At 42.4% G+C, this 21,646-nt stretch carries 20 protein-coding genes; 8 read left to right on the plus strand and 12 right to left on the minus strand.

Annotated features, from left to right (window positions below; translation table 11 throughout):
* Positions 1–498 precede the first annotated feature (498 nt).
* Positions 499–2,124: a peptide chain release factor 3 gene (locus tag LEP1GSC185_RS00095; RefSeq protein ID WP_008591971.1), complete on the minus strand. Its 1,626-nt coding sequence runs from the start codon at positions 2,122–2,124 to the stop codon at positions 499–501.
* Positions 2,125–2,417: 293 nt separating this feature from the next.
* Here LEP1GSC185_RS00095 and LEP1GSC185_RS00100 point away from each other — a divergent pair, with 293 nt between their 5' ends.
* Positions 2,418–3,350: an ornithine carbamoyltransferase gene (locus LEP1GSC185_RS00100; RefSeq protein ID WP_008592021.1), complete on the plus strand. Its 933-nt coding sequence runs from the start codon at positions 2,418–2,420 to the stop codon at positions 3,348–3,350.
* Positions 3,351–3,452: 102 nt separating this feature from the next.
* The gene (locus tag LEP1GSC185_RS00105; RefSeq protein ID WP_008591989.1) at positions 3,453–4,442 is read left to right on the plus strand and encodes an HpcH/HpaI aldolase/citrate lyase family protein; all 990 of its coding nucleotides are present in this window, start codon (positions 3,453–3,455) and stop codon (positions 4,440–4,442) included.
* A 131-nt stretch (positions 4,443–4,573) separates the two neighbouring features.
* On the opposite strand, the gene LEP1GSC185_RS00110 is transcribed toward LEP1GSC185_RS00105, so the two are convergent.
* Both LEP1GSC185_RS00110 and LEP1GSC185_RS00115 read right to left on the minus strand, forming a co-directional pair.
* On the minus strand, positions 4,574–5,014 hold the full coding sequence (locus LEP1GSC185_RS00110; RefSeq protein WP_008592012.1) for an LIC11177 family protein: 441 nt from the start codon (positions 5,012–5,014) through the stop codon (positions 4,574–4,576).
* A gap of 137 nt (positions 5,015–5,151) precedes the next feature.
* Entirely contained in the window at positions 5,152–6,177 is a 1,026-nt protein-coding gene (locus LEP1GSC185_RS00115) for a rhomboid family intramembrane serine protease (protein ID WP_008592028.1), read from the minus strand.
* 161 nt (positions 6,178–6,338) lie between these two features.
* Between LEP1GSC185_RS00115 and mtnA the strand changes: the two genes are divergently transcribed.
* Complete coding sequence (mtnA, locus tag LEP1GSC185_RS00120) at positions 6,339–7,418, plus strand: S-methyl-5-thioribose-1-phosphate isomerase (RefSeq protein WP_008591957.1); 1,080 nt, start codon at positions 6,339–6,341, stop codon at positions 7,416–7,418.
* On the opposite strand, the gene LEP1GSC185_RS00125 is transcribed toward mtnA, so the two are convergent.
* From LEP1GSC185_RS00125 to LEP1GSC185_RS00145, 4 genes are all read right to left on the minus strand, one after another.
* Positions 7,419–8,909, minus strand: coding sequence for a DUF342 domain-containing protein (locus tag LEP1GSC185_RS00125; protein WP_008592016.1), 1,491 nt, complete (start codon positions 8,907–8,909; stop codon positions 7,419–7,421).
* A gap of 253 nt (positions 8,910–9,162) precedes the next feature.
* Positions 9,163–10,188: an alpha/beta hydrolase family protein gene (locus LEP1GSC185_RS00135; protein WP_008592009.1), complete on the minus strand. Its 1,026-nt coding sequence runs from the start codon at positions 10,186–10,188 to the stop codon at positions 9,163–9,165.
* A 24-nt stretch (positions 10,189–10,212) separates the two neighbouring features.
* Positions 10,213–10,725 (minus strand): chemotaxis protein CheX, encoded by a 513-nt coding sequence (locus LEP1GSC185_RS00140; protein ID WP_008591954.1) that lies wholly within the window; start codon positions 10,723–10,725, stop codon positions 10,213–10,215.
* A complete protein-coding gene (locus LEP1GSC185_RS00145) occupies positions 10,716–11,816 on the minus strand; it encodes a hypothetical protein (protein WP_008591991.1) in 1,101 nt (366 codons plus the stop codon). Before LEP1GSC185_RS00145 ends, LEP1GSC185_RS00140 begins: the two co-directional genes overlap by 10 nt.
* Before the next feature lie 67 nt (positions 11,817–11,883).
* On the opposite strand from LEP1GSC185_RS00145, the gene LEP1GSC185_RS00150 reads away from it, so the two are divergent.
* The gene (locus LEP1GSC185_RS00150) at positions 11,884–12,627 is read left to right on the plus strand and encodes a class I SAM-dependent DNA methyltransferase (RefSeq protein WP_008591943.1); all 744 of its coding nucleotides are present in this window, start codon (positions 11,884–11,886) and stop codon (positions 12,625–12,627) included.
* Positions 12,628–12,910: 283 nt separating this feature from the next.
* The gene (lpdA, locus tag LEP1GSC185_RS00155; protein ID WP_008591932.1) at positions 12,911–14,329 is read left to right on the plus strand and encodes a dihydrolipoyl dehydrogenase; all 1,419 of its coding nucleotides are present in this window, start codon (positions 12,911–12,913) and stop codon (positions 14,327–14,329) included.
* Positions 14,330–14,335: 6 nt separating this feature from the next.
* Here lpdA and perRB read toward each other — a convergent pair whose 3' ends face one another.
* Positions 14,336–14,785, minus strand: coding sequence for a peroxide-responsive transcriptional repressor PerRB (gene perRB / locus LEP1GSC185_RS00160; RefSeq protein ID WP_008592027.1), 450 nt, complete (start codon positions 14,783–14,785; stop codon positions 14,336–14,338).
* Positions 14,786–15,011: 226 nt separating this feature from the next.
* Here perRB and LEP1GSC185_RS00165 point away from each other — a divergent pair, with 226 nt between their 5' ends.
* Positions 15,012–16,499, plus strand: coding sequence for a sodium:proton antiporter (locus LEP1GSC185_RS00165; protein WP_010514869.1), 1,488 nt, complete (start codon positions 15,012–15,014; stop codon positions 16,497–16,499).
* Positions 16,500–16,541: 42 nt separating this feature from the next.
* Here LEP1GSC185_RS00165 and LEP1GSC185_RS00170 read toward each other — a convergent pair whose 3' ends face one another.
* Positions 16,542–17,540, minus strand: a complete 999-nt coding sequence (locus tag LEP1GSC185_RS00170; RefSeq protein ID WP_024864130.1) for a hypothetical protein — start codon at positions 17,538–17,540, stop codon at positions 16,542–16,544.
* Positions 17,521–18,135: a helix-turn-helix domain-containing protein gene (locus tag LEP1GSC185_RS00175; RefSeq protein ID WP_024864129.1), complete on the minus strand. Its 615-nt coding sequence runs from the start codon at positions 18,133–18,135 to the stop codon at positions 17,521–17,523. Before LEP1GSC185_RS00175 ends, LEP1GSC185_RS00170 begins: the two co-directional genes overlap by 20 nt.
* 96 nt (positions 18,136–18,231) lie before the next feature.
* Between LEP1GSC185_RS00175 and LEP1GSC185_RS00180 the strand changes: the two genes are divergently transcribed.
* Positions 18,232–18,939, plus strand: a complete 708-nt coding sequence (locus tag LEP1GSC185_RS00180; protein ID WP_008591985.1) for an RluA family pseudouridine synthase — start codon at positions 18,232–18,234, stop codon at positions 18,937–18,939.
* A 33-nt stretch (positions 18,940–18,972) separates the two neighbouring features.
* A complete protein-coding gene (locus LEP1GSC185_RS00185) occupies positions 18,973–19,812 on the plus strand; it encodes a Rossmann-fold NAD(P)-binding domain-containing protein (protein ID WP_008591976.1) in 840 nt (279 codons plus the stop codon).
* A 16-nt stretch (positions 19,813–19,828) separates the two neighbouring features.
* On the opposite strand, the gene LEP1GSC185_RS00190 is transcribed toward LEP1GSC185_RS00185, so the two are convergent.
* Complete coding sequence (locus tag LEP1GSC185_RS00190) at positions 19,829–20,653, minus strand: HAD family hydrolase (protein WP_008591969.1); 825 nt, start codon at positions 20,651–20,653, stop codon at positions 19,829–19,831.
* A gap of 2 nt (positions 20,654–20,655) precedes the next feature.
* Positions 20,656–21,468, minus strand: a complete 813-nt coding sequence (locus LEP1GSC185_RS00195; RefSeq protein WP_024864128.1) for a M23 family metallopeptidase — start codon at positions 21,466–21,468, stop codon at positions 20,656–20,658.
* Positions 21,469–21,646 lie beyond the last annotated feature (178 nt).

A 21,646-nucleotide genomic window follows, 5' to 3' on the forward strand; every position in this document is an offset into this window, starting at 1 on the left:
GCTTGCTGGAAGAGACTGTCCCATTGAGAAGATTGGTAGGCACCTGTAGGCAACTCCATACTTCCAGGGTCCACAGCTTGAGATTTTAATGTCCCTTGAAAGGGAAACAGGACAAACCCTGCCAATATTAAATATACTCTCATTCTACGTAAAAAAGATACGGTTAGCTGTGACATAAACACTACCCTAAGATGACTCAAATCACAAAAAAATGGCTTTTTTTCACTATTCAAGATAAATTTACAAATCTGAAAAAACTTTCTTACTTCACCAAAATTGTTTGCTTTAATTCGAGTTCAACTTGCCTTAATGAACCCTCTGCGGGAAGTAGCCTATCCAAAATGAGATAGAAGACTGATCCAAATGTGCAGAAACCCTAATTCATCTGTACGCGAGGAAAGGATTCCATTTTTACGAAGAAATTATGATATTGAAAGATTCCGAAATGCGGATCCGAGTTCATTCAAATTTCGTTAAATAGTATCGGAAGATTTTTTCTCAATATTCCTGGTTCAATTCAGAAACATCCTGCGTAGGATAATCCAGAAGCCTAATCTCAGGATTTTTCTTTTGGAAATAACCTTTCTCCCATTCCGAATCGAACAGAAGTGCGGCCCTTCCTAGACTATCAGTCACAAGATTCGAACCTTGCGGGACTTTCGGAATATCTTCTTCAGGCAACCAGCAAGAAACTTGGTAAGGAAGAATATTGATATTCGTAGGAGCAGAATACTCGTCTTGTAACCTTCTTCTAAACACCTCAAACTGCAACTGGCCCATTGCACCGATCACAGGCAATCCACCGCCCACAGTTTGTGAAGTGAATAAGTGAAGAATTCCCTCTTCTGCGAGTTGTTCTATTCCCTTTCTGAAACTTTTAAGAGCTCCAGTTTCCACACAGGAAAGAGTGGCAAAAATTTCGGGAGCGAATACAGGAAGAGGTTTAAGATCGGGGACTTTACCGATCGCTAATATATCTCCGATAGAGTATGTGCCCGGATTTACTAGGCCAATAATATCTCCCGGATAAGCTTCATCTACAGTATTCCTATCTTGTCCGAAAAAGGCAAAGGAAGAAGAAAGTTTAACAGCTTTTCCTAATCTTCCGTGGTTTACGTTAAGCCCTCTTTCAAACTTACCTGAACATACACGTAAAAATGCGATCCTATCTCTGTGGGCCTTGTTCATGTTTGCTTGCACCTTGAAGACGAATCCGCTAAAAGGAGTGGTGACCGGATCTAAACGATCTCCATTCTTCAAAGGGAAATATAGCGGAGGAGGTGCTATTTCTAAAAAATGGTCTAGGAATAATTGTATTCCGAAGTTATTCACTGCGGATCCGAAAAATACGGGAGTGATCTTAGAATCTAAAAATTCATCTAAGGAGAATGCGGCGATGCCTTCTTCGACTAGTTCTACTTCTTCCCTAAATTGTTTTAAGACCCAATCCTCGAACATGGAGTCCAGATTTTTATCTTCTACACCGGAACTTTGGAATGCGGATTTTTGGGAACCGCCCGGAGTTTTGTCGTAAGTGTAGATCTTTTTATCCACACGATTATAAACCCCGCTAAAATCCACTCCTGTCCCGATAGGCCATACCATTGGAATGGCAGCAATTCCTAAAACTTTTTCGATCTCGTCCAAGAGCGCAAACATCGTTTTGGTAGGACGGTCCATCTTGTTTACGAATGTAACGATCGGAATTCCGCGGTCCCTACATACTTTGAACAATTTGATTGTTTGGGGCTCTACTCCCTTTCCAGCGTCCAACACCATGACTGCAGTGTCGGCTGCGATCAATGTACGGTATGTATCTTCGGAGAAGTCTTCGTGACCAGGAGTATCTAATAAATTTAATACATGATTTTTATATTCGAATTGTAACGCTGCGGAGGTGATGGAGATCCCTTTCTCTTTTTCCATCTCCATCCAGTCTGAAGTGGCTGCCTTACGGTTTTTACGCGCCTTTACAGCACCCGCAAGTTGGATAGCGCCTCCATACAATAATAGCTTTTCGGTCAAGGTGGTCTTACCTGCGTCCGGATGGGCAATGATTGCGAAGGTTCTCCTACGTTTGGTTTCCTCTTCTATTATATTCTGGCCAATTGCGCTTTCCGACACGGTTCCCCTCTCTAATAGGAAACGTTTTTGGAACGATGGCCCTTGTCAGCATGAAAACAGAGATTAATCTTCACGGATTCGTATTCCTTCGGTAAAACCGGCGTAACCAAAAGGTCTTAATCTTTCGGCCGGTCATTTCTTATAAAGAAACTGGATCACGCTTTTTTCCCCGGAAAACACTTAGGGAGGGAGATTTAGTTCCCTCCCCTTTTTCCCTCTCTAATCCCCCCAGAGTTTTGAGATTGTCGAATCTACCTGTGATGATTTTCTAGACTGTAATAGTTTAACAGTCTATGGAAACCCCTAAAATTAAACATCTTATCTCCTGGCAGGATTGGTCCGACGCAGAAGTCCTAGACCTTCTACAATTTGCAGTCCATGTTAAAAACCATAGGGCAAATTATCTGGGACATATGACCGGTCGAACTCTCGCTATGCTCTTCCAAAAGACAAGCACTCGCACCAGGGTTTCCTTTGAAGTTGCAATGACTGAGATGGGAGGTCATGCGATCTATTTGGATTGGATGACTTCTAACTTTCTTCTTTCCGACATCGACCTGGAGGCAGAATACCTTTCCAGAAACGTATCAGTCATCATGGCTCGGATGAGAAAGCATGAAGAGCTCCTACAGCTTAAATCAGGTTCTCAGGTCCCGGTCATCAACGGATGTTGTAATAAATTCCACCCTTGCCAGTCGCTGGCGGATATTCTGACCATCGTTATGGACAATCCTAAACCGCTTAAGGAACTAAAGCTTACCTATATCGGTGTGCATAACAACGTAGTAAATTCCCTGATCGGTATCACCTCGGCTTTAGGAATGGAACTTACCCTTCTTACCCCGATTGCAGAGACCGAGAACATAGACCAAGAAACAGTGGAAAGAGCTAAGAAGAAAGGTACCATCCAATGGGAGACTGATCTGATTCGTTCCGTAAAAAATGCGGACTATATTTATACGGATACCTGGGTAGATATGGAGTTCTTCAACGATCCTGCATTCGCGGATAAAAAGAAGGAGCGGATGAACCTAATGATGCCTTTCCAGATCAACGAGGCATTACTCAAAGAGACTAAGGCAAAGGTGATGCACGATATGCCGATCCATTCAGGCTACGAAATTACTAGAGAAGTAGTCAGAAGTCCTAGATCCATTATCTTCCAACAAGCGGAGAATCGTTTGGATGCGCAAAAAGCGGTCATCCTACAACTCTTAGAAGCGTAGGTCCTTCCTCCAAAAATCCGTTGCCTGGAAGGCCTTTCCTGAAAACCCTGTTCTGAGACAGCCGAGCTAGGCTAAAATCGCAAAAACTTAAAAGGTACTTGTATGTCCAAATTACCACATCCTAAGGATGCATTATTCGAAGGAGAAAAACCTTTCCCCATCATCCCGGCCTGTGAACATTTTGCCGGTTCTGAAAAACTGATCACTAAAGCTCTGGAGTTACAGAACAAACTCGGCGGTCTTTTCGACATCACAATGGACTGCGAAGACGGAGCTCAAACCGGAAAAGAAAAAGAACATGCGGAAATGATCGTCCGTATCCAAAACTCCGAACTCAATAAACACAATATGAGCGGTGTAAGGATCCACGATTATACCAATTCTTTCTGGAAACAAGATGTAGACATTATCGTTCCAGGCGCAGGAAACAAGATCGCATACATCACCATTCCTAAACCTACCAAAGCTTCCCAAGTGGAAGAAATGATCACCTATATCCAAGGCGCTGCTAAAAAAGCAGGGATCACTAGAGAGATCCCGATCCACGTTTTGATCGAAACTCACGGTGCGCTTGCCGATGTTGATAAGATCGCTGCTCTTCCTTGGATGCAAGTAATCGATTTCGGTCTAATGGACTTTATCTCCGGTCACCACGGAGCAATCCCAGCTTCTTGTATGAAGAGCCCTGGACAATTCGACCACGAATTATTAAGAAGAGCAAAAGCTACTTGTGTGGCTGCGGCACTCGCTCACGGAGTAATTCCTGCTCACAACGTTACTCTTGACCTGAAAAACCAATACCAAACTTACAAAGACGCAAAAAGAGCTCATGACGAGTTCGGATTCCTTCGTATGTGGTCCATCTATCCAACTCAGATCCAAGCGATCTTAGATGCGATGGCGCCTGACTACAGCGAAGTCCAAACTTCTGCTGCTATCCTTGTAAAAGCGCAAGACGCAGAATGGGGACCAATCCAACACGACGGAGATCTTCACGATAGAGCGACTTATCGTTACTTCTGGGAAGTTCTCCAAAAAGCAAAACTTACCGGTATCGCAATTCCGGAAGAAGCTGCAAAAAGATTCTTCTAATCTTTTCGCCTGACTTCAAAACGAAAAAGCCGCAGGATTCATCTTGCGGCTTTTTTTATACACCGGCGAACTTTGTTGTCGGAGTTCTTACAGTTAGCTCCCAGCAACTTAGTGACCTTGTACGAATAATTTTACTTATTAAACTTCTCGTTCAGTTTGCCGATCAATTCAAGCAGACTTCTTTCCAGATATTCCCAACCCTTTTTGTTCATCGGTTCCAAAGGCATTTTTTTTTGTAATTGTTTAAAACGATCGAAGGACTCTCTGGCGAATTCCAAAAAACGTCTAGGTGTGATACCTAATCTGTCGAACTGGCTTTCGTTACGATTGAATAAGTCGGCGATCCTACTCCCGTATTCGCCTTCTAAAAAATAATATCTGAGGTCAGAGAGAGACTCGTCTATGGCCTTGTAAATTTTAGAACCAGGCCCATCTTCCGGTTTTGAGTCACCTGAATTTGCTTTGTCCGATCCTACGATCTTGGAAGCTTTTGCTTTTTCGTTCAAGGCGATCTTTTGTAATTTCTCCCTCATAAGCACGTCAGGGAGAACTGTTTTCTTTTTATCCGCCAATTTTACTGAGGTCCTCAAAGCCGATTGTCCGAATTTTCGGACGGAAACTATTCTATGGACGCATTCAATTTATGTCCAGAAATTTCCGTCCTATACTTGCTATAACAAGATAGACGAAAAAGTTTTAAAAAATTCTTTCATAGCTGCGAGTCCGACCTTTTTAATTTTCTTAATTCACAGTTTTGAAGCCATTCACAGCGAAGACAAAACATATCTTCAGGATTGTAGTCTCCTGGAGGACAAAGATTCGTATTCTCGGCTTGCAGAGGTTCGAGTATATTTGCCTTCTCTTTTGCGTCCGAAATTCCATATAGTTGACTTAACAGTTCTCGATTTTTCCTGATCTGTGTCTCAAATGGGTCCCCTAAATTTTTAGGACGAACGATTACCCTTTCCTGATTTTCCTTAGGCCTTTCCCATCTTCTTACAAAGATCGGGGTTTTGGTCTTTCCTCCGAATTTTTGTAAGCCAAGAAGGCTCAATAGACCGAAGACCGCTCCGCCTAAATGGCCGGAGTTACTCATCATTCCGAAAAAACTCTGAGACATGACTCCACTGGAATGGAATTGAAAAAGATGGTAAGCATCCACGGAAAATCCGAATCCGATCAACACCCAAGGAGCAAATTTTGCCCTCACAGGAGGGAATACAAATCTTGCTTCGGGAAACATCAGACTGAATGCAGCAAGCACTCCAAAAACTCCGCCACTTGCGCCTACTGTAGTGGAATGATAACTATCCCAAATTGAATTTTCCGGAACAAGCCCAGTCTTCCAACCTATATATGAGAAAGACAAAACGAAAAGTCCTCCGCCCAATTGAGAGAGAAGATATACGCTTAAAAATTTCCAACCACCAATGTATCTGCAGAGCCAGAAACCGACAGTGAATAGTCCGAACATATTCATTCCGATATGTAAAATAGAAGAGAAAAAATCGCCTCCTACCACATGCAGGAATCCGTATGTGAACACCTGCCAATACATTTTCTTTTCGATAACAAGGCTTGGGTTTAATCCGAAAAAGTAGGTAATAATTCCTCGGCCACCTTCCATCATTAGAAGAGCCCAAACGAAAATATTGAAGAATAAGACCAGGTTCAGCGGGTGAATCAGCGAGAATCCGAAAAGCTTCGGACCTGAGGTCGGATTTCTCTTTGCCATTATGTAAGGATTAAAGGTACTGGTATCCTAGTCAAGTAGGCAAAGCCGGGGCGGGATCTGCCCCGGTTCGTCCTCATCCGCCGGGGAGTCGGGGATGATTTCAATCACAGTTTTATCATCGAAAAAACGAGAGGCCTGCTTTAGCTCCGGAGAGTAAAAAAATGAAAAAAGAGAACTTAAGGCCGATTTTTTGGGAGAAAGAAGGACTGAAACTTTTAGACCAAAGACAGATCCCAGGCAAGAAAGAATGGTTTACCGCTCAAAACTCCGAGGACGCAATTTTCGCAATAAAAGAAATGGTGGTCCGAGGCGCTCCCGCAATCGCAATCACCGGGTTATTCGGTGCGGTTCTGGAATTCAAAAAATTTTCTAAAAAACCCGATTACCAAGAATTCCAAACCATACTTTCCAAAATACTGGAATCCAGACCGACTGCGGTGAATCTTCGTAGAGCATTCGAGGAACTCTCTTCTATTTTTCCAAAAGAAAAATATGAAAATGTCTCGTTGTCGGAACTCCAACAAAAGTCGGAAGAATTTGCGATCCATGTTTTCGAAGAAGATATCCGGAACAATTTAGAGTTGGCGAAGAACGGTGTAGGCCTTTTCCCTTCTTCTCCTACTAAACTAAAAATTATCACCCATTGTAATACAGGTGCTCTTGCGACCGCTGGACACGGAACCGCACTCGGAGTCATCCGTTCCCTAAAGGAAGCGGGACATGATCTTACTGTATATGCGGACGAGACTCGCCCATATCTACAAGGAGCTAGGCTTACCGCCTGGGAACTCATGGAAGAAGGGATCGAAAATTATCTGATGACGGATAGCATGGCAGGTTGGCTCATGTCTTCCCAGAAGATAGACGCTGTCATCGTAGGCGTGGACAGAGTAGCAGCTAACGGCGATTCTGCGAATAAGATCGGAACGTATCCGTTGGCGGTTTTAGCAAAATACCATGGTGTTCCCTTTTATATCGCAGCCACTGAAAAAAGTTTCGATTTCAAAATTACCGACGGCTCTCAGATCCCGATAGAAATGAGGACCCAAGACGAAGTGACTCGTTTGAATTTCCTAAAAAACGAAAAAGGAGAAGCGATCCTTTCGGAAGGGATCATTGCCCCGGTCGGAGTAAAAGCTCTTAACCCTTCTTTCGACGTAACACCTGCGAATCTGATCAATGCATTTATTACGGAGAAAGGGATCGTTCCCCCGGATAAGATCAAAGAATTTTTCGGCTGATTATTTCTGAGGTTTGATAGCAACCATGGCGGCCTTGTCCTGCCCTGGTTGAAAACGCATCATAAATGCAGATTGGAATTTTTCCACCTTTTCCACCTGCCTTCTGTATTTTACGATACTTCCTTTATAGGCCCCTTTTCGGACCACAAGTTGTACTTCGCCGGTATTGAATCTAGAGGATTTTAATACTTCTAGTTTTTGTTTCACAAGCTCTATAAATTTGTTCTGCTTGTTATATTCCTCAAAAACCTTACGGTAACCTTCTTTTTTATCTTCAGGGATCTGCCCTCTGGATCTATGGACCATTTGTTTGATCTGTTGCACTTTAGGAAGGACCTTCTCAATCTCCTTCTCCGCAACTTGAAGACGTTTGGTAAGATCTTGGAAACTTTTCTCATTTCTAAAATGGAATCCCAACTCCACTGTCACATCAAGTTCCGCTTGAGAACCTAAAGTAGCGCAGGTCAAACCCATATAAGTAGATACGGTAGAAGAAACCAAGTTACCGCTGGACCCATTCAGGATCACATTACCTAGAGAATGGATCTTGGAGTTCAAAATAAAACCTTCTACAATGACGTCTCCGTCTACTTCTATCTCTGCGTTCTCTATGAACTTAGCATAAAGATGTCCGCCGATCTTGATTACGTTCTTTCCGTCACCTTTGATCCCGCCACTCACTTCTAAGTCGCGTGCGATAGTCAGATCCGAAGTTTCTACGTTTCCTTTTACCATCAGATTCCCTTGGGTCTTGATGGAGGTGGCGGCTTCTACATCACCTTTTACTAAAACGTTTCCGTCGTAATTGATGTTTCCGGTTCCGAGTCCCACGTTGGAGTCGATCTGCAATTCTTGGGAAACGGTGATAGAAGATTCAGTGGAGAAGATCGCACCGTTACAAGTAGCGAAATATTCTACTAAAGGTTTATTCTCTTGGACCAACCCCTTTTCCTGAACATTCTTACCGATAGTCAGTTTAGGCCTTTTGATAGGAGGAGGAGCAATCGGCTTTCCGAAAACATCCATACCCGGTTTGCCCGGAATCCCTTCGAATAAAGTGGCAAGTTTTTCTCCCGCCTTTACATAAATATATCTTTCAATATTTCTATAATCCGCGTGTCCATCTTCTCCGATCTTAACTCTTTGGGCTTGGGGATGATAGAATTTTACCCAACCGTCCTCTCCTTTTACGGGAGGAAAACCTTGGGCAACCACGAAAGAAATCGGTGAAAAATCCATCCGAGAGGTAGCGGTTTGAAGCTGCTTTAAAGCTCCATAGATATTGTCCCCGATGATACGATCTTGGGAAATATCCTTATTATGAAGATATTCGATAACAATGCTTGTGGAAAGAGCCCTTCCCTTGATCATTCCGGGACGAATCGTTAGATCGGCGCCCAGATTATCCGAACTGACCTTAAGAGAAAATACACTCTCCCAACTTGTCTCTTGATCTGATACACCCGAAGTTTGCTCTGTACTCACAACCATACTACCTAGCTAACAATTCAATAAGAAGTTTCCTCCGCATTTTTTTATCACGGAAGAAATCCTTTCTCGAACCCTTCTGAAAGATCCGAAAAAGATCGTATTTGAACCGGCAAGGTTATTCCTTTTCGCGTTTTTAACTATAAGACCACTATAACCTTTTGCTCCGAATATACAAGGCTTCGAAGCATAAAAAAGACGCAAGAGTCCTATCTCTAAGGACGGAATATTTTCAGAAAATATAACGTAAACAATATTAGAGACCTGAATTTTTTAGAAAAAAACCCCATAGTCCGGCTAGCTTTGGGATCTCACCTAATTGAGTGTAAAAGGGTAAATGGTCCCCATGTGTGATCAATTTAGATCTTAAGATGACTTTCCAGTCCTCCTTACCATTCCCTAAAGAACCGAATAATTGCTCTGATTCCAGCGGAGAGATCACTGGATCGTCCGATCCATGCAATAATGCGATAGGCGCCTTCCAATCCGATAGGAAGTTCTTAGGAGAATTGCGTAAAATGAAGTTAGGCGGCAACACTGAGAAGATAGGCTCTACAAGGCCCATTCTAAATGCCGGATCGGTTTGGATTGAGTATACGAAATCCTTTTCCTTCTGATTTAGCTTTTTTAGAAGTTTGGGGGCCTTCTCCCCTTCTCCCGTTCTTTTTAAACCGTTATCTAGAGCGGCCTCAAAATAGAACTCTTCTAACTTGGAAAGTTTGGGTTCTAACTTGGAAATATAATTATATAGTAAAACATGAACTGCGTAAGGATCCACATCGTAATTGGATAAAATAAACGGAAGAGTCTCCGCAAAGTCGGAATATGTTCCAACAAGTAGAGCGGATTTTAGATTCTTCTGTTCTTCCCTACCTGATAATGCCACCATTCCCATCCCGGCGGAGAAGCTCGCGGACAAGAAGGAAATTGCCTGACCTTCTATTTTTACTATTTCTTGGAATAGGGATCTGATATTCGGAACAGTATCATCCGAGATCTCAAGGCCCTTCACTTCCGTAAGTTCGGGAAGATACACAGTGGCACCGGTATTCTTCAGATGTTTTGCAAGAGTGAGAATTCTGGGATCGTCTATGCCCCGATTACTCATGCCATGTTGAAGGTAGATCACGGGGGAATTTTTTGGACCCGGAAATATTTTTGTTCTGAAAGAAGACTTCTTAGAAACTTTTAATTCTTCCTCCCGGATTGGCGAATCGGGAGAATCTATCATATCTGCGTATTTAAGTAAGAATGGGAGTCCCTGGAAAGAGTATCGAATCATGCAAAGGAAGCCTTTTTATCTATATTAATATTTTTGCATCAGAAGAATGAGGTAGATCCTGCCCAAATATTCTTTGGCATCCTCGTCTTTTAAAAAGTAGATCAGAATGTACTGTCTCAGATTCTCAAGATCGATCGGGACCAATTTGTTGTTCAAATTTTCGGGGGGAAGAATATCTATTTGGAATCTTCCCAATTTCATTTCGGAAATAAGTTCTGCACAGATCTGGTTGGCAAATTCCAACATAATCGAAGCGGCATGGCTTCGGATCGTAGGATCTATATGAAAGGATCTTGCGATCTTAGGTAAAAGTTTGAGTTTAGTATAACCGTCCATTGCAAGAAAAAGCCTACCCTTCGCTTCTCCTTGGAATTCCACAGCAGTACAATTCTCATAACATAATCCTTCGTTCTTAGAAGGACCGAATGCTTCTCGAACAGCATGGACACCCAGGTTTTTTTCCAAAAACTCCGGAAAGATCTGGGAAATTGTAAGTATGAATTTTTCATCCAATAAAGGATCTATGTTCAAAGACATACTAATCGGTTCGGTCCCTCTTCTTTAGAAGAATGTAATGCTTTTTTGGCTCTCGGTTCCCAGTCCGAGTCATCCTTTTTGACCCGAACGGAAGCTCCTATATTTAATCTGGTTTTATCCGGACCTAAAAATTCCATGAGTCCGGAAAGTGAGTTTTGGAATTTGATCCAATCTTCCGCATTGAAGAAAGTAGCGAGTCTATTTTTTCGGATACGATAGATAGGGGAATTTTCTCCGAATCTAGACTTCCACCAATTACCCAAACTTTTAAAATCGGAAACCAAGTCCCCGTCGGACTCGAATTCCATAAAGACCAGGATTTTTGTATCTTGCCCCTCATATTTTTCCCTTTCCAAATGTTGGGAAAATATCGGGTAGGAACTCCAACCTGTCTCTCCGTCCTGAGATTCTCCGGCAAGAACCAGTCCTTCTACAAGTTTATCCAATCTAAAAGAAATTTCATCAAGGGAAAATTCAGAAAGGGAAGAAGTTTGTCTAACTTCTCCCAATGAAAAAGAATCCCACTCCAGTTTCCAAACGATCTCTCCTTCTTTGGGTCCGGAGGCTTTTTTTCTTTCGGATGGGAAAACTGAAATACTTCCAGTCTTACTTGCTACTGTCTGTAGATCTCCTTTGGAGTCATGGAGCAGAACTTCCCAATATTCTTCTATGGATTGGATGGAATCTAAGAAAAATTTTACAGCCTCGTAGGTTTTTCCTCGGACAGGAAAGTAGAAGGACTGGAAAGGAGCTTTTGTCTCCTTGGGAATATCTTCTTTAAAAAGATAGGAAGACTCTTCTTGGGGGATGGTAGGAACACCTTCCTCAAATTTATTCCCGCCGATAGAGGCTTCCTCCCGAACTTCGGGAACTTCTTCTTTTAAAACTGACTGGAAGAATGGAACGCCTTCCTCGGTTTCCTTCTCCTCTCTTCTATCCATTGTAGTATGAACTACGTATCCGAAAAGGGAGAGAAGGCAGAAGGCAATCCCACCCAAGGCCAACACTTCCCCGTCGATCCAGGTGGAAAGAGAAGCGGAGGCGATTGGAAAAACTTCTGAAATTGGAAAAAATTGGGGGAAAAATTGCATTTTGTAAACTTCAGTTCCGTTACTATATGTAACGGGTTTTCCCCGGTCCGGCTCAAACGATTTTTCTATGAAACTCTACTCGGAACTGGCAGAATATTACTTCGATATTGAAAAGAACGCTCGAAAATTCGAGATGGAAACCCAATTTATAGATAGGCTTTTCCGAAAACATAGGGTCCGAAACATTCTGGATCTGGGTTGCGGAACAGGAGAGCATGTCACCCATTTCCAAAGCCTTGGATACAAATCCAGGGGAATAGATTCCTCCATCAAAATGATAGAGGTAGCCAAAAAAAGATATTCCCATTGTAAATTCGAAGTGGGGGCAATGCAGTCCTATAAATCCCAAGAAAAATGGGACGCGATTATCAGTTTATTCGGTTCATTTAATTATTTATTATCTAATGAAGAAGTGGAAGCGGCACTCAAAAATCTGGAGCAGAACTTAAAACCGGCAGGCATAGCAGTTTTAGAAGTTTGGAATGCGGAACCTCTTAGAAAAATCAAAAGAAAAGCGATCGGTCCCGTGGCTCAGATCAAAGCCAAAAATACTACCATCCAGAGAAACAGAGGATTTCGTCTAGTCAGAGCTGACCAGTCCACTGTAGTCGAAGTAAATTATATTTATAATCTAAACGCAAAAGAGATCAAGGATAAACACCTGATGAGAGCCTACTTTTTGGTAGAACTCCAAAGAATGCTCGCAAAACACAGGATGGAGATCCTACATGTATACTCCAATTATAACGAATTAAAATTCAAAAGTAACGCAAGTAGAATGATCCTAGTTCTTAAGAAAAAGAGCGGTTAAGTAAGCCGCAGAGGTTAAAAGAGCGGCAGAGTTTTTGGCACGCAGAGCCGCAGAGCCGCAGAGCCGCAGAGCCGCAGAGCCGCGGAGACGCGAAGGGATGTTTTGGAAGTAGAACGTTGGAATTCCTACCAAGCATCCTCCCCTATCTCTCTGCGACTTTGCGTCTCCGCGTGAAATAATCTTAGCGACTCTAATTTCTTTGCGCCTTTCTCTGCGTCTCCCCTATAAAAACTTCTTCCCAGAGTCGGAATAAAAATCCAAAATTGCCATCCGGAGGAACGAGATGGCGGAAAACTACGACCTGACTGTAATCGGCGGAGGCCCAGGAGGATATGTGGCCGCCATTCGAGCAGCACAACTCGGATTGAACGTTTGTCTAGTAGAAAAAGAAAAACTAGGCGGGGTCTGTTTGAACTGGGGTTGTATTCCCACTAAAGCGCTTTTAGAATCCGCACATTTATTGGAGTCTATTCGCAAATCAGACTCCTTCGGCCTTAAGGTAGAAAAAGCCTCTCCGGATTTTCCAAATATAATCAAACGTTCCAGAGGTGTCGCAGACACAATGTCTAACGGAGTTGAATTCTTGATGAAGAAGAATAAGATTTCCGTAAAGAAAGGAAACGCAGTTTTCAAAGACAAAAATACGATCTGGCTTCCGGACACTTCTAAAGAAGAGATACAATCTGAATATTTTATAATCGCAACAGGCGCAAGGCCCAAAGAATTTCCAGGACTTCCATTCGATGGGGACAAGGTTCTATCCAGTAAACATGCAATGATACAGGACTCCCCTCCTAAAACTTTAGCGATCATCGGTGCAGGAGCTATCGGAATAGAATTTGCGGACTTCTACTCTAGTATGGGGACCCAAGTCACAGTTGTGGAGATGCAGGACAAGATCCTTCCATTAGAAGATGCTGAAATATCCAACTTACTCAATCGTTCCTTCGTAAAAAGAGGCATACAGATCCTAACAAGCGTAGGAGTTTCGGAACCTAAACTAGAATCGGATGGAGTTTCTATTCTTCTGAAAGGAGAAGGTATCCCGCCGGAAGGTGAAAGAAAAAAATTCGATAAGGTATTGGTTGCCATAGGAGTCACTCCGAATACGGAAGGAATCCATTTGGAAGAGATAGGAGTATTTCTCCAGAAGGGATTTATCAAAGTGGATACTAAATATAAAACCAAGGTCCCGAATATCTACGCAATCGGAGATTGTATTGGAGCACCTTTACTCGCTCATGTGGCTTCGACAGAAGGAGTGAAAGCTGCAGAAGCGATCTCCATCCAAAGCAAAAATCCTCATGGACTGGTTTATGAACCGTTGGATTATCTTAAAATCCCTGCCTGTACATACTGCCATCCAGAAGTCGCATCAGTCGGCCTAAAGGAAGAAGAAGCCAAAAAATTAGGCATAGACGTGGTCCTAGGAAAATTCCCATTTAGAGCGAACGGTAGGGCGCAAGCCTTAGGGGAAGTCGAAGGAATGGTAAAACTAGTGGCGGACCGCAAGACTGGAGAAGTATTAGGAGCTCATCTGATCGGACCGAATGTCACCGAAATTTTAGGAGAGATCAATCTAGGAATGGGTTGCGAATTGACTTTGAAAGAGATTGCGGGAAGGATACATGCCCATCCTACACTTTCAGAATCCGTAATGGAAGCGGCAGGACAGGCTTTAGGCGAAGCGATTAATATCTAACAAGATTTAAGCGGAAACGTTCGATTCTTCCAAAGATCCAGTGAATAGGATATCCATCTTATTCACTTTAAACTCCTTAGGTAGTTTGGAATCGATGGTTATTAGCTCCGCATCTAGATCGTGGAATTTCCCGGACTTCTCATCGAAGAAATGGAAATGATCGTCAATATTGCTATCGAATACCGACTTTCCCAAACAGGAAAATTTAAATTCCCTTAACAGACCGGCAGATACTAAAACGTTTAGGGTATTATAAACGGTTGCCAAACTCATCTTCAAAGAACGTTTATCTACCCATTCTTTTACTTCTTCCGCAGTTGGATGATCCGCCTCACAAAGTACGTATTGGCAAATGGAAATCCTTTGCATGGTCGGCTGTATCGATACCGATTTTAATCTACTCTCTATTTCGTCCGGAGTCAGGCAGTATTGTTTGTGTTTACCTAAAACATTCATGGTTGTTCGGTTCTCTCTAAGGCCTATATATCTGACGGTCCGAAAGGCCCGAATATAAAGCAAAAAGTCTAGATGATATGAATTCCTATTAGGATCGTGCAAAAAAGGAAGGATTTATGCAATCCAAAAAAAGAAGGCCAAAAAAACCCGAGAAATCATGGATTTTCCTTTGAAACCTATTCGAATCTCTATAACCTGACGAAAAATCTTCGAAAAGCAGAGAATGATGAGAAACAAATTTTTTACTACCCTACTCTTTCTCTCCCTGATCCTAAACGTTTCCGTTTGGGCAGAAACAGGGGCCTCTCCTCAAACAAACACATTGGCTCAGTCCGAAACGGATGCAGGTCATGGGGAACATGGAACTGGAAACGGGCACCAAGAGACTGCATCAGCTCATGGTGAGGCTGGAGACGATCTTCCTCTTTGGTCGGTCATTCCTTTCGTTCTAATCCTACTTAGCATTGCTCTTCTACCTTTGATCTCTCATACGACTGAGCATTGGTGGGAAAACAATAATAACAAACTTCTTCTTTCCTTGGCGCTCGGAGGAGTTTCTTTCGGGATCTTGATGGCTCATAGTTGGGGCGGGAAAATTTTCCACACTATGGTTTTCGATTATATTCCGTTTATTATTCTACTCGCGGCATTATTCTATATTTCCGGTGGGATCGTTTTAAATGGTGATATCGAAGCTACTCCAGTAAATAATACGATCTTCCTGATCGTAGGAACTTTCCTGGCTTCCTTTATCGGAACGACCGGAGCTTCTATGCTTCTGATCCGACCTTTACTCAAGACCAACTCGGAAAGAAAACATGTGGTCCACACAGTGATCTTTTTTATATTCTTGGTTTCTAATATAGGCGGCTCCTTAACCCCGCTTGGCGATCCTCCTCTATTCTTAGGTTATCTCCAGGGAGTTCCATTCGTTTGGACATTTAAACTATTCCCGCAGATGATGATCGCTTCCGGAATTTTACTCGTTGTTTATTTTATCTGGGACACGGTAATGCATGGAAAAGAAACCAAAAAGGACATCCGTTTCGATCATTCCCATAGACAACCGATCGGATTAGAAGGTCAGGTAAACCTACTTTGGCTTTTAGGAGTGATCCTCTCTGTTGCTTTCCTAAACCAAAACTATATCCCGGCGATTGAAAAATATCCTTTCCTAAGTTTCATAAGAGAAGCAGTTCTAATCGGCTTGATCGCACTCTCCAAAGTGACCTCCGATCCGAAACTTAGAGAAAAGAATAAATTCACCTTAGGCCCTATCCAAGAAGTGGCTTATCTTTTCATCGGAATCTTCTTAACCATGATCCCAGCATTATTACTTCTGGAACATCATGGAAAGGAACTGGGGATTACCGAAAGATATCAGTTCTTCTGGGTGACAGGCGGGTTCTCCGGAGTTTTAGACAATGCTCCTACTTATTTGACATTCTTATCTCTGGCTAAAGGATTATTAGGATTCTCTAATGTGTCTCAGATCCTGGCAGATCCTGTGGGCGAAGAATTGCTAAAAGCAATTTCCGTAGGTGCGGTATTTATGGGTGCATTGACCTATATAGGTAATGCTCCAAACTTTATGGTAAAATCAGTAGCGGAAGAGAATAAGATCAAAATGCCAAGCTTTGGAGGATACGTCGTGTATTCCTTCCTACTTTTGATCCCTACCTTCCTACTTTTAACCTGGATCTTCTTCCTCTAAAAGATCTTTCCTTTCTCCGCTTCATTCGGAAGCGGAGAAATTTTATTCCTCTTTAACCGGAACAAACACAACTGAATGAATTGTTTTGGCTCCGAGAGTTCCGTCTTCCGTTAATCTTTGAGTGTACATTACTTCCGCTTTAGTGCTCCTTGCGGGTTTGTACATTATGATCTGATTCACATAATCGAATACGGAAACGGAATAATCGATCACAGTCAAGGCTGCCTGCAAAGGAAGAAATCTGGATCTGCTCAAGGGTTTCATTTCCGTTTCTTTGGGAAGTGCGAGCCATTTGTACATTCTCGCAGACCTTCCTATACTTTTTACATTCTCCCATTCCAGTTTTGTATCCGGAAAAGAAGCTTGGACCTGTTTGAAATTCACTCTGACAGGCAGATTTTTCTCCTTAGATTCTCTAAGAGCGGTAGACAATTGGAGATCGAAAGTGTCCTCATCCAAATATTCTATTTCGTTACAGGAAGAAAATACAGTCTCGCATATATCACCGTACCTTTTATGAACGAAGAATATCAAGTTGATCTTTCCGCTTCCGGGATGATAGAGGACTTTCGCGTTATAATCTCCGGTTCTCTTGAAGTAAACGCTTCTGTAAATCCTTCGGATAAGACCCCAGCCAATCAAGCCGACGTCTTTCAAAACGGGAGGATCGGCAATTTCCAATCCACGGATAGCAATATGAAGTTTTTCTATCGCGACCCTTCCATCTCTTTTAGAAATTTCTAATAGAAAGTCCCTAAGATCGTCCAGTTCGTCGTCTGTGAGTTTGAGATTTTTTCCGGAAAGATCCACCAATACCTTTCCGGCATTCTCTTCTAAAAGTTTTCGGACTTCCGATTTTCCGCCTTTGGAATTCAATTCGTCCAAAGTATAACGGATACAATCCTCTTCATGACAAGAGATCTGTTCTTCGTATCGATCAATCCCGAAATAACCTGTAGAAGGATCGGGCGCTTCCGAGAATAGAAGGCCCGGAGTGAAAAATATGTTTAGAACTAAAAGTTTAGCTAGCTTCGTCCGTATATTCCATGACCAGATACATGAGAGTTTCTGTATCAGTCGGATTGATGTATTCGTGGGGAACGTCCGCTCTAAAATATACGGAATCCTTTGCATCCAGTTCTACCACCTTATCCCCCACACGGAGGCGCAATTTTCCTTGGACCACGACAAGGTTCTCGGTTGTTCCAGCTTTATGAGCTTCGGCAACTTCGATACCGCCCGGTTTCAGGATCAGTTCGTAAAATTCTACCCTTCTGCCTCCGATAAACGGAAACAAGGCACGACTAGAATATACCTTTGAACTGGAATATAAGACTTTTGTATTCTCCGCTTTTAAGAGAAAAACTCCCTCTGTTCCCTTTTCTTTAAGAAGTTCACTGAAAGGAACGTTCAGACCTGTTGCGATCTTCCATAATACCGCAATTGTAGGAACACTTTTACCTTGCTCTATTTGAGAAAGCATGGCTCGGCTCACACCACAACGAGATGCCAATTTGTCTAATGAGAGTCCTTTAGTATGGCGAATTAATTTTAGGTTTTCTTTAACGACTTCTGTTATATGTTCGCTGGAGATGAGTTCCTTCCCATCCAGTTCTTCGGCATCGGCCTGTTTCATTCCTAATTCGTCCAATATAACGGAAGATGTGTCAATCCAATTTCAATCCTTTCAAAAGAGGATGATCAAATTAGAGAAGTTACGACGGAGTAGCATATGAGGGAAGCCAAGCCCAAATTCCAGTCCATTATGCACCCGATTCACAAATTATATGAGAAGGGGTTCCTACTTGCTGTAGAAAAACCGGCCGGTATCCCGGTTCATGCTACATTCGACCCAAACCGTCCCAACCTGGAAGATCTTTTACGACAACAGGAGAAGAATCCGGAATTAAGACTACTCCACAGACTGGATAAAGACACAAGCGGCATCCTTTTATTCTGCAAAGAGCCGTCCCAAAATAAAGAAGCGGATTCGATCTTAGCCGATTCTGAAAAAACTTATCTGGCAGTTTGCGCTGGAATTCCAACGGAGAAAGAATTCAGAGTAGAATGTTTCTTAAAAGATGGGAAAGGTAAGGTAAGTTCCGTTCGTTCAGGCGGAAAAAAAGCGATCACTGATTTTACTCTTCTTTCCTATTCGAGGGAAAAAAATTTATCTTTGCTCGCAGCAAAATTAGTTACCGGAAGAAGACACCAGATCCGATTTCATCTTTCCTCCATCGGAACTCCCATCTTGGGAGACGAAACTTACACAGGATCTTCCGTTAAAAGTTTAGTTTCTAAACCAAAACGATTTTTATTACATTCATATCTTTTAAAATTCAAAAACGAATTTGAAGAAGAAGTAAAAATAGTATCGGAGCCTCCTGCGGATTTTCAGCCGTACTTACGCTTTTTTTCTGGCATACGATTCCCGGAATAAGTAAGCTGGTCCTCACTTTCTTGGAGGCTAAAAATGAGCGAATCGATTGCATTGATCGTAGGTGGGTCGGGTGCCGCAGGCCAAAGCGCAATAGAAGCTCTTCGGGAGCATTCCAAAAAGTCAGGGATCAAATGGAATATTATCTCGACTACTTCCGGCGACTCTCAGATCAACGGAGCGGACAAAACAATCCAGCATATCCAATTAGAAGATCCGGAAACTGCAGTTCAAAAAATCCTAAAAAAAATCCATAACCAAAAAGTGAATCTTTTCATCTACACTCCTGCGAGAGGGAATTTGGGTTATCCTGTTTCTGAAACTCCGGATGCAGATATCGTAAACACTGCTAAATTCTGTCTGGACCCCATGATAGAACTGGAAGCAAAACTAAGTCCTCGTTTGACTGTCGGATATTCCGCTTTTTATTATCTTCCTCATTTGCTTACTTCTTATGGAGCTTTGGCATTCATCAAAAAGAAAATGGAAGAATGGGCTATTGAAAAACCGGATTCCAGAAAAATGATCCGCGCAGGAAGTTTTATAAGCACAAGCGCTAGAGGGATCGGAATACTTCTGCAAAAAATCGGCAGGACATCCCCTTTTCCGGAATTACAAAACCTGATGAAAGAGCATAAGGAATCCGGCAAAAAGTTTTCCGAATTCTTTTGGGACTATGTTCGTGGATCGGAAAAAAGGATTTTCGAAAAACAATTTCCAAACATTCCATATAGAGCCACCGAACCGAACGATCTAAAAATAGGTTTATTAAAAATTTTAGATGGAGAAAAGGCTCCGATCGTTTCCTTGATCGGAGATTGGATCTGGACGGAAGCCAAACTTCCTGAAATGCCTGATTACCTGAAGGCAAGGTAGTAAGGCGCAGAGTCTCTTACAACGGTTTCGGAATCGTCTTCCAATCCGCCACACTTTGAATAAGAGTTCCTGGAGGCGGGATTTTCTTCTTGCCCCTGTCTAAAAATATCCCTTTGGATCGTACATAAGAAAGCATAGGGAAATCATTCTCCGAATCTCCGAATGCAATATCGTATCCTTGGTTTCCATTGGCAAGATTCAGAAATTCTACTTTTCCGATCCCATAAGTGAAAGGTTCGATCAGCTCGTGGCTTAAGATCCCATTCTTTTCGATCAATCTCATACCAAGTACATTCTCTTTCGGAATGCCCCATTGCTCGGAAACCACTTGGATCACCGGGGCGGGAGAAGCAGTCAGGATCCAAATTTTGGTTCCCACCCTCTCGAATTCTTTCACTAGTTCCGACATAGGATGGAATGCTTGCACTGCTTCTGGATTTGTATCCTTTTGGTTCTTTTCCCAAACAAGTTTTGCGGTATCTTGCAATTCTTGTGTGGACCTACCGGAAAAGATCCAAGTGGACCACCTATACCCTGCCTCTAGGCCTTCTTTCTCGATCTTGGATTCATAATAATTCCAAACTTCGACCATGAAGGTTTGGGTGTTTGTTTTACGTAAAGTTTCCATTTTTTCGGAGATTGCAGTTTCCGGAAAAAAAGGAGAAAGAGATCGGATCCAAGGAACTCCTGCGCGAAGAAGTTCGCACATGACTTCTTCTCCGAAATCTCCTCGGACAAGAGTATTATCAAAATCGAATAAAGCTGTTTGGAATTTTCGACCGGTCAGATTCTCTTCTAAATAGGAAAAGATTTCGGAAGACCAGTCGGACTTAGAAAACACGATTATTGTTGGATGGTTTCTTTTGCGATTGCAACTTGGGATTCTTTATCCGCTAAAAAAGGAGGAAGATAATGTTCCGGGTTCAACACCACGTTTTGGTAACGAACTTCGAAATGAACATGTGGTCCAGTCGTATGTCCAGTATTACCCGAAAGTGCAAGCACCTGTCCTTTTTTAACCTTATCTCCCTGCTTTACGAAAAGAAGAGAATTATGAGCGTATAATGTCTGGATCCCGTTGATCTGAGGATGAGTAAGTACCACTCTTAGTCCGTATCCGCCGTCTCTTTTAGAATCGGTCACAACTCCGTCTGCAGCTGCGATCACGACTGATCCGTTCGGGCAAGCGATGTCCACTCCCGCATGCAACGCATTCCAGCGTCTTCCCAATCTGGAAGTAACTCTTGAATATTTAAAGCTCAAAGGCCAGATCAATTCTCTGGAATCGGAAGTGAATATTTCTCTTCCTTTGTCCTCTAATAGAAGATTGCGTGTGTAATTTGCGTTATAAGGAAAAAATACCGGCTCAGAGTTTTGGATCTTTCCACTGTCGTGGATCCCGTTCAGAAGGCGGACTTCTCTTTCAGAAGTTCCGAATTTATGATATAGATCCTCTAAGGATTCTTTTACTTTTCCCGGAACGATCCAGATACCTTCTCTAGATTGATAGGTTTGGATAAATTGGTTATCGACCTTTACTTCTTCCAAATATGTATTTGCGAAAGATTTCCAGGAAAGGACGACAAGGGCTGATGCGCCTATTATCGAAAGAATAGTTTTTCTTTTCATTTGGTTCTTTCCTTTTTGCGCCGCCAAAAATTCTCTTAAAAAACGGGTCTTGTATTTAAGATCGGCGGTAAATTTCCGAAAGTTCAACCTATCCTCCTGGTCCATAATCTAGGGACAAGGATTTTTCTCCACCCAAATCATGAGGAATTAACGATATCGAATGAATCCGACCGAATTCCAATGAAATTAATTATTTTATTCCTAA

This window comes from Leptospira licerasiae serovar Varillal str. VAR 010 (assembly GCF_000244755.1).
GTDB lineage: Bacteria > Spirochaetota > Leptospiria > Leptospirales > Leptospiraceae > Leptospira_B > Leptospira_B licerasiae.

Bases quoted from the DNA above. Each gene is read 5' to 3' on its own strand.
- LEP1GSC185_RS00100 (WP_008592021.1), top strand. From the start codon at position 2,418: ATGGAAACCCCTAAAATTAAACATCTTATCTCCTGGCAGGATTGGTCC.
- LEP1GSC185_RS00105 (WP_008591989.1), top strand. From the start codon at position 3,453: ATGTCCAAATTACCACATCCTAAGGATGCATTATTCGAAGGAGAAAAA.
- LEP1GSC185_RS00115 (WP_008592028.1), bottom strand. From the start codon at position 6,177: ATGGCAAAGAGAAATCCGACCTCAGGTCCGAAGCTTTTCGGATTCTCG.
- mtnA (WP_008591957.1), top strand. From the start codon at position 6,339: ATGAAAAAAGAGAACTTAAGGCCGATTTTTTGGGAGAAAGAAGGACTG.
- LEP1GSC185_RS00125 (WP_008592016.1), bottom strand. From the start codon at position 8,909: ATGGTTGTGAGTACAGAGCAAACTTCGGGTGTATCAGATCAAGAGACA.
- LEP1GSC185_RS00135 (WP_008592009.1), bottom strand. From the start codon at position 10,188: ATGATTCGATACTCTTTCCAGGGACTCCCATTCTTACTTAAATACGCA.
- LEP1GSC185_RS00140 (WP_008591954.1), bottom strand. From the start codon at position 10,725: ATGTCTTTGAACATAGATCCTTTATTGGATGAAAAATTCATACTTACA.
- LEP1GSC185_RS00145 (WP_008591991.1), bottom strand. From the start codon at position 11,816: ATGCAATTTTTCCCCCAATTTTTTCCAATTTCAGAAGTTTTTCCAATC.
- LEP1GSC185_RS00150 (WP_008591943.1), top strand. From the start codon at position 11,884: ATGAAACTCTACTCGGAACTGGCAGAATATTACTTCGATATTGAAAAG.
- lpdA (WP_008591932.1), top strand. From the start codon at position 12,911: ATGGCGGAAAACTACGACCTGACTGTAATCGGCGGAGGCCCAGGAGGA.
- perRB (WP_008592027.1), bottom strand. From the start codon at position 14,785: ATGAATGTTTTAGGTAAACACAAACAATACTGCCTGACTCCGGACGAA.
- LEP1GSC185_RS00165 (WP_010514869.1), top strand. From the start codon at position 15,012: ATGAGAAACAAATTTTTTACTACCCTACTCTTTCTCTCCCTGATCCTA.
- LEP1GSC185_RS00175 (WP_024864129.1), bottom strand. From the start codon at position 18,135: ATGAAACAGGCCGATGCCGAAGAACTGGATGGGAAGGAACTCATCTCC.
- LEP1GSC185_RS00180 (WP_008591985.1), top strand. From the start codon at position 18,232: ATGAGGGAAGCCAAGCCCAAATTCCAGTCCATTATGCACCCGATTCAC.
- LEP1GSC185_RS00185 (WP_008591976.1), top strand. From the start codon at position 18,973: ATGAGCGAATCGATTGCATTGATCGTAGGTGGGTCGGGTGCCGCAGGC.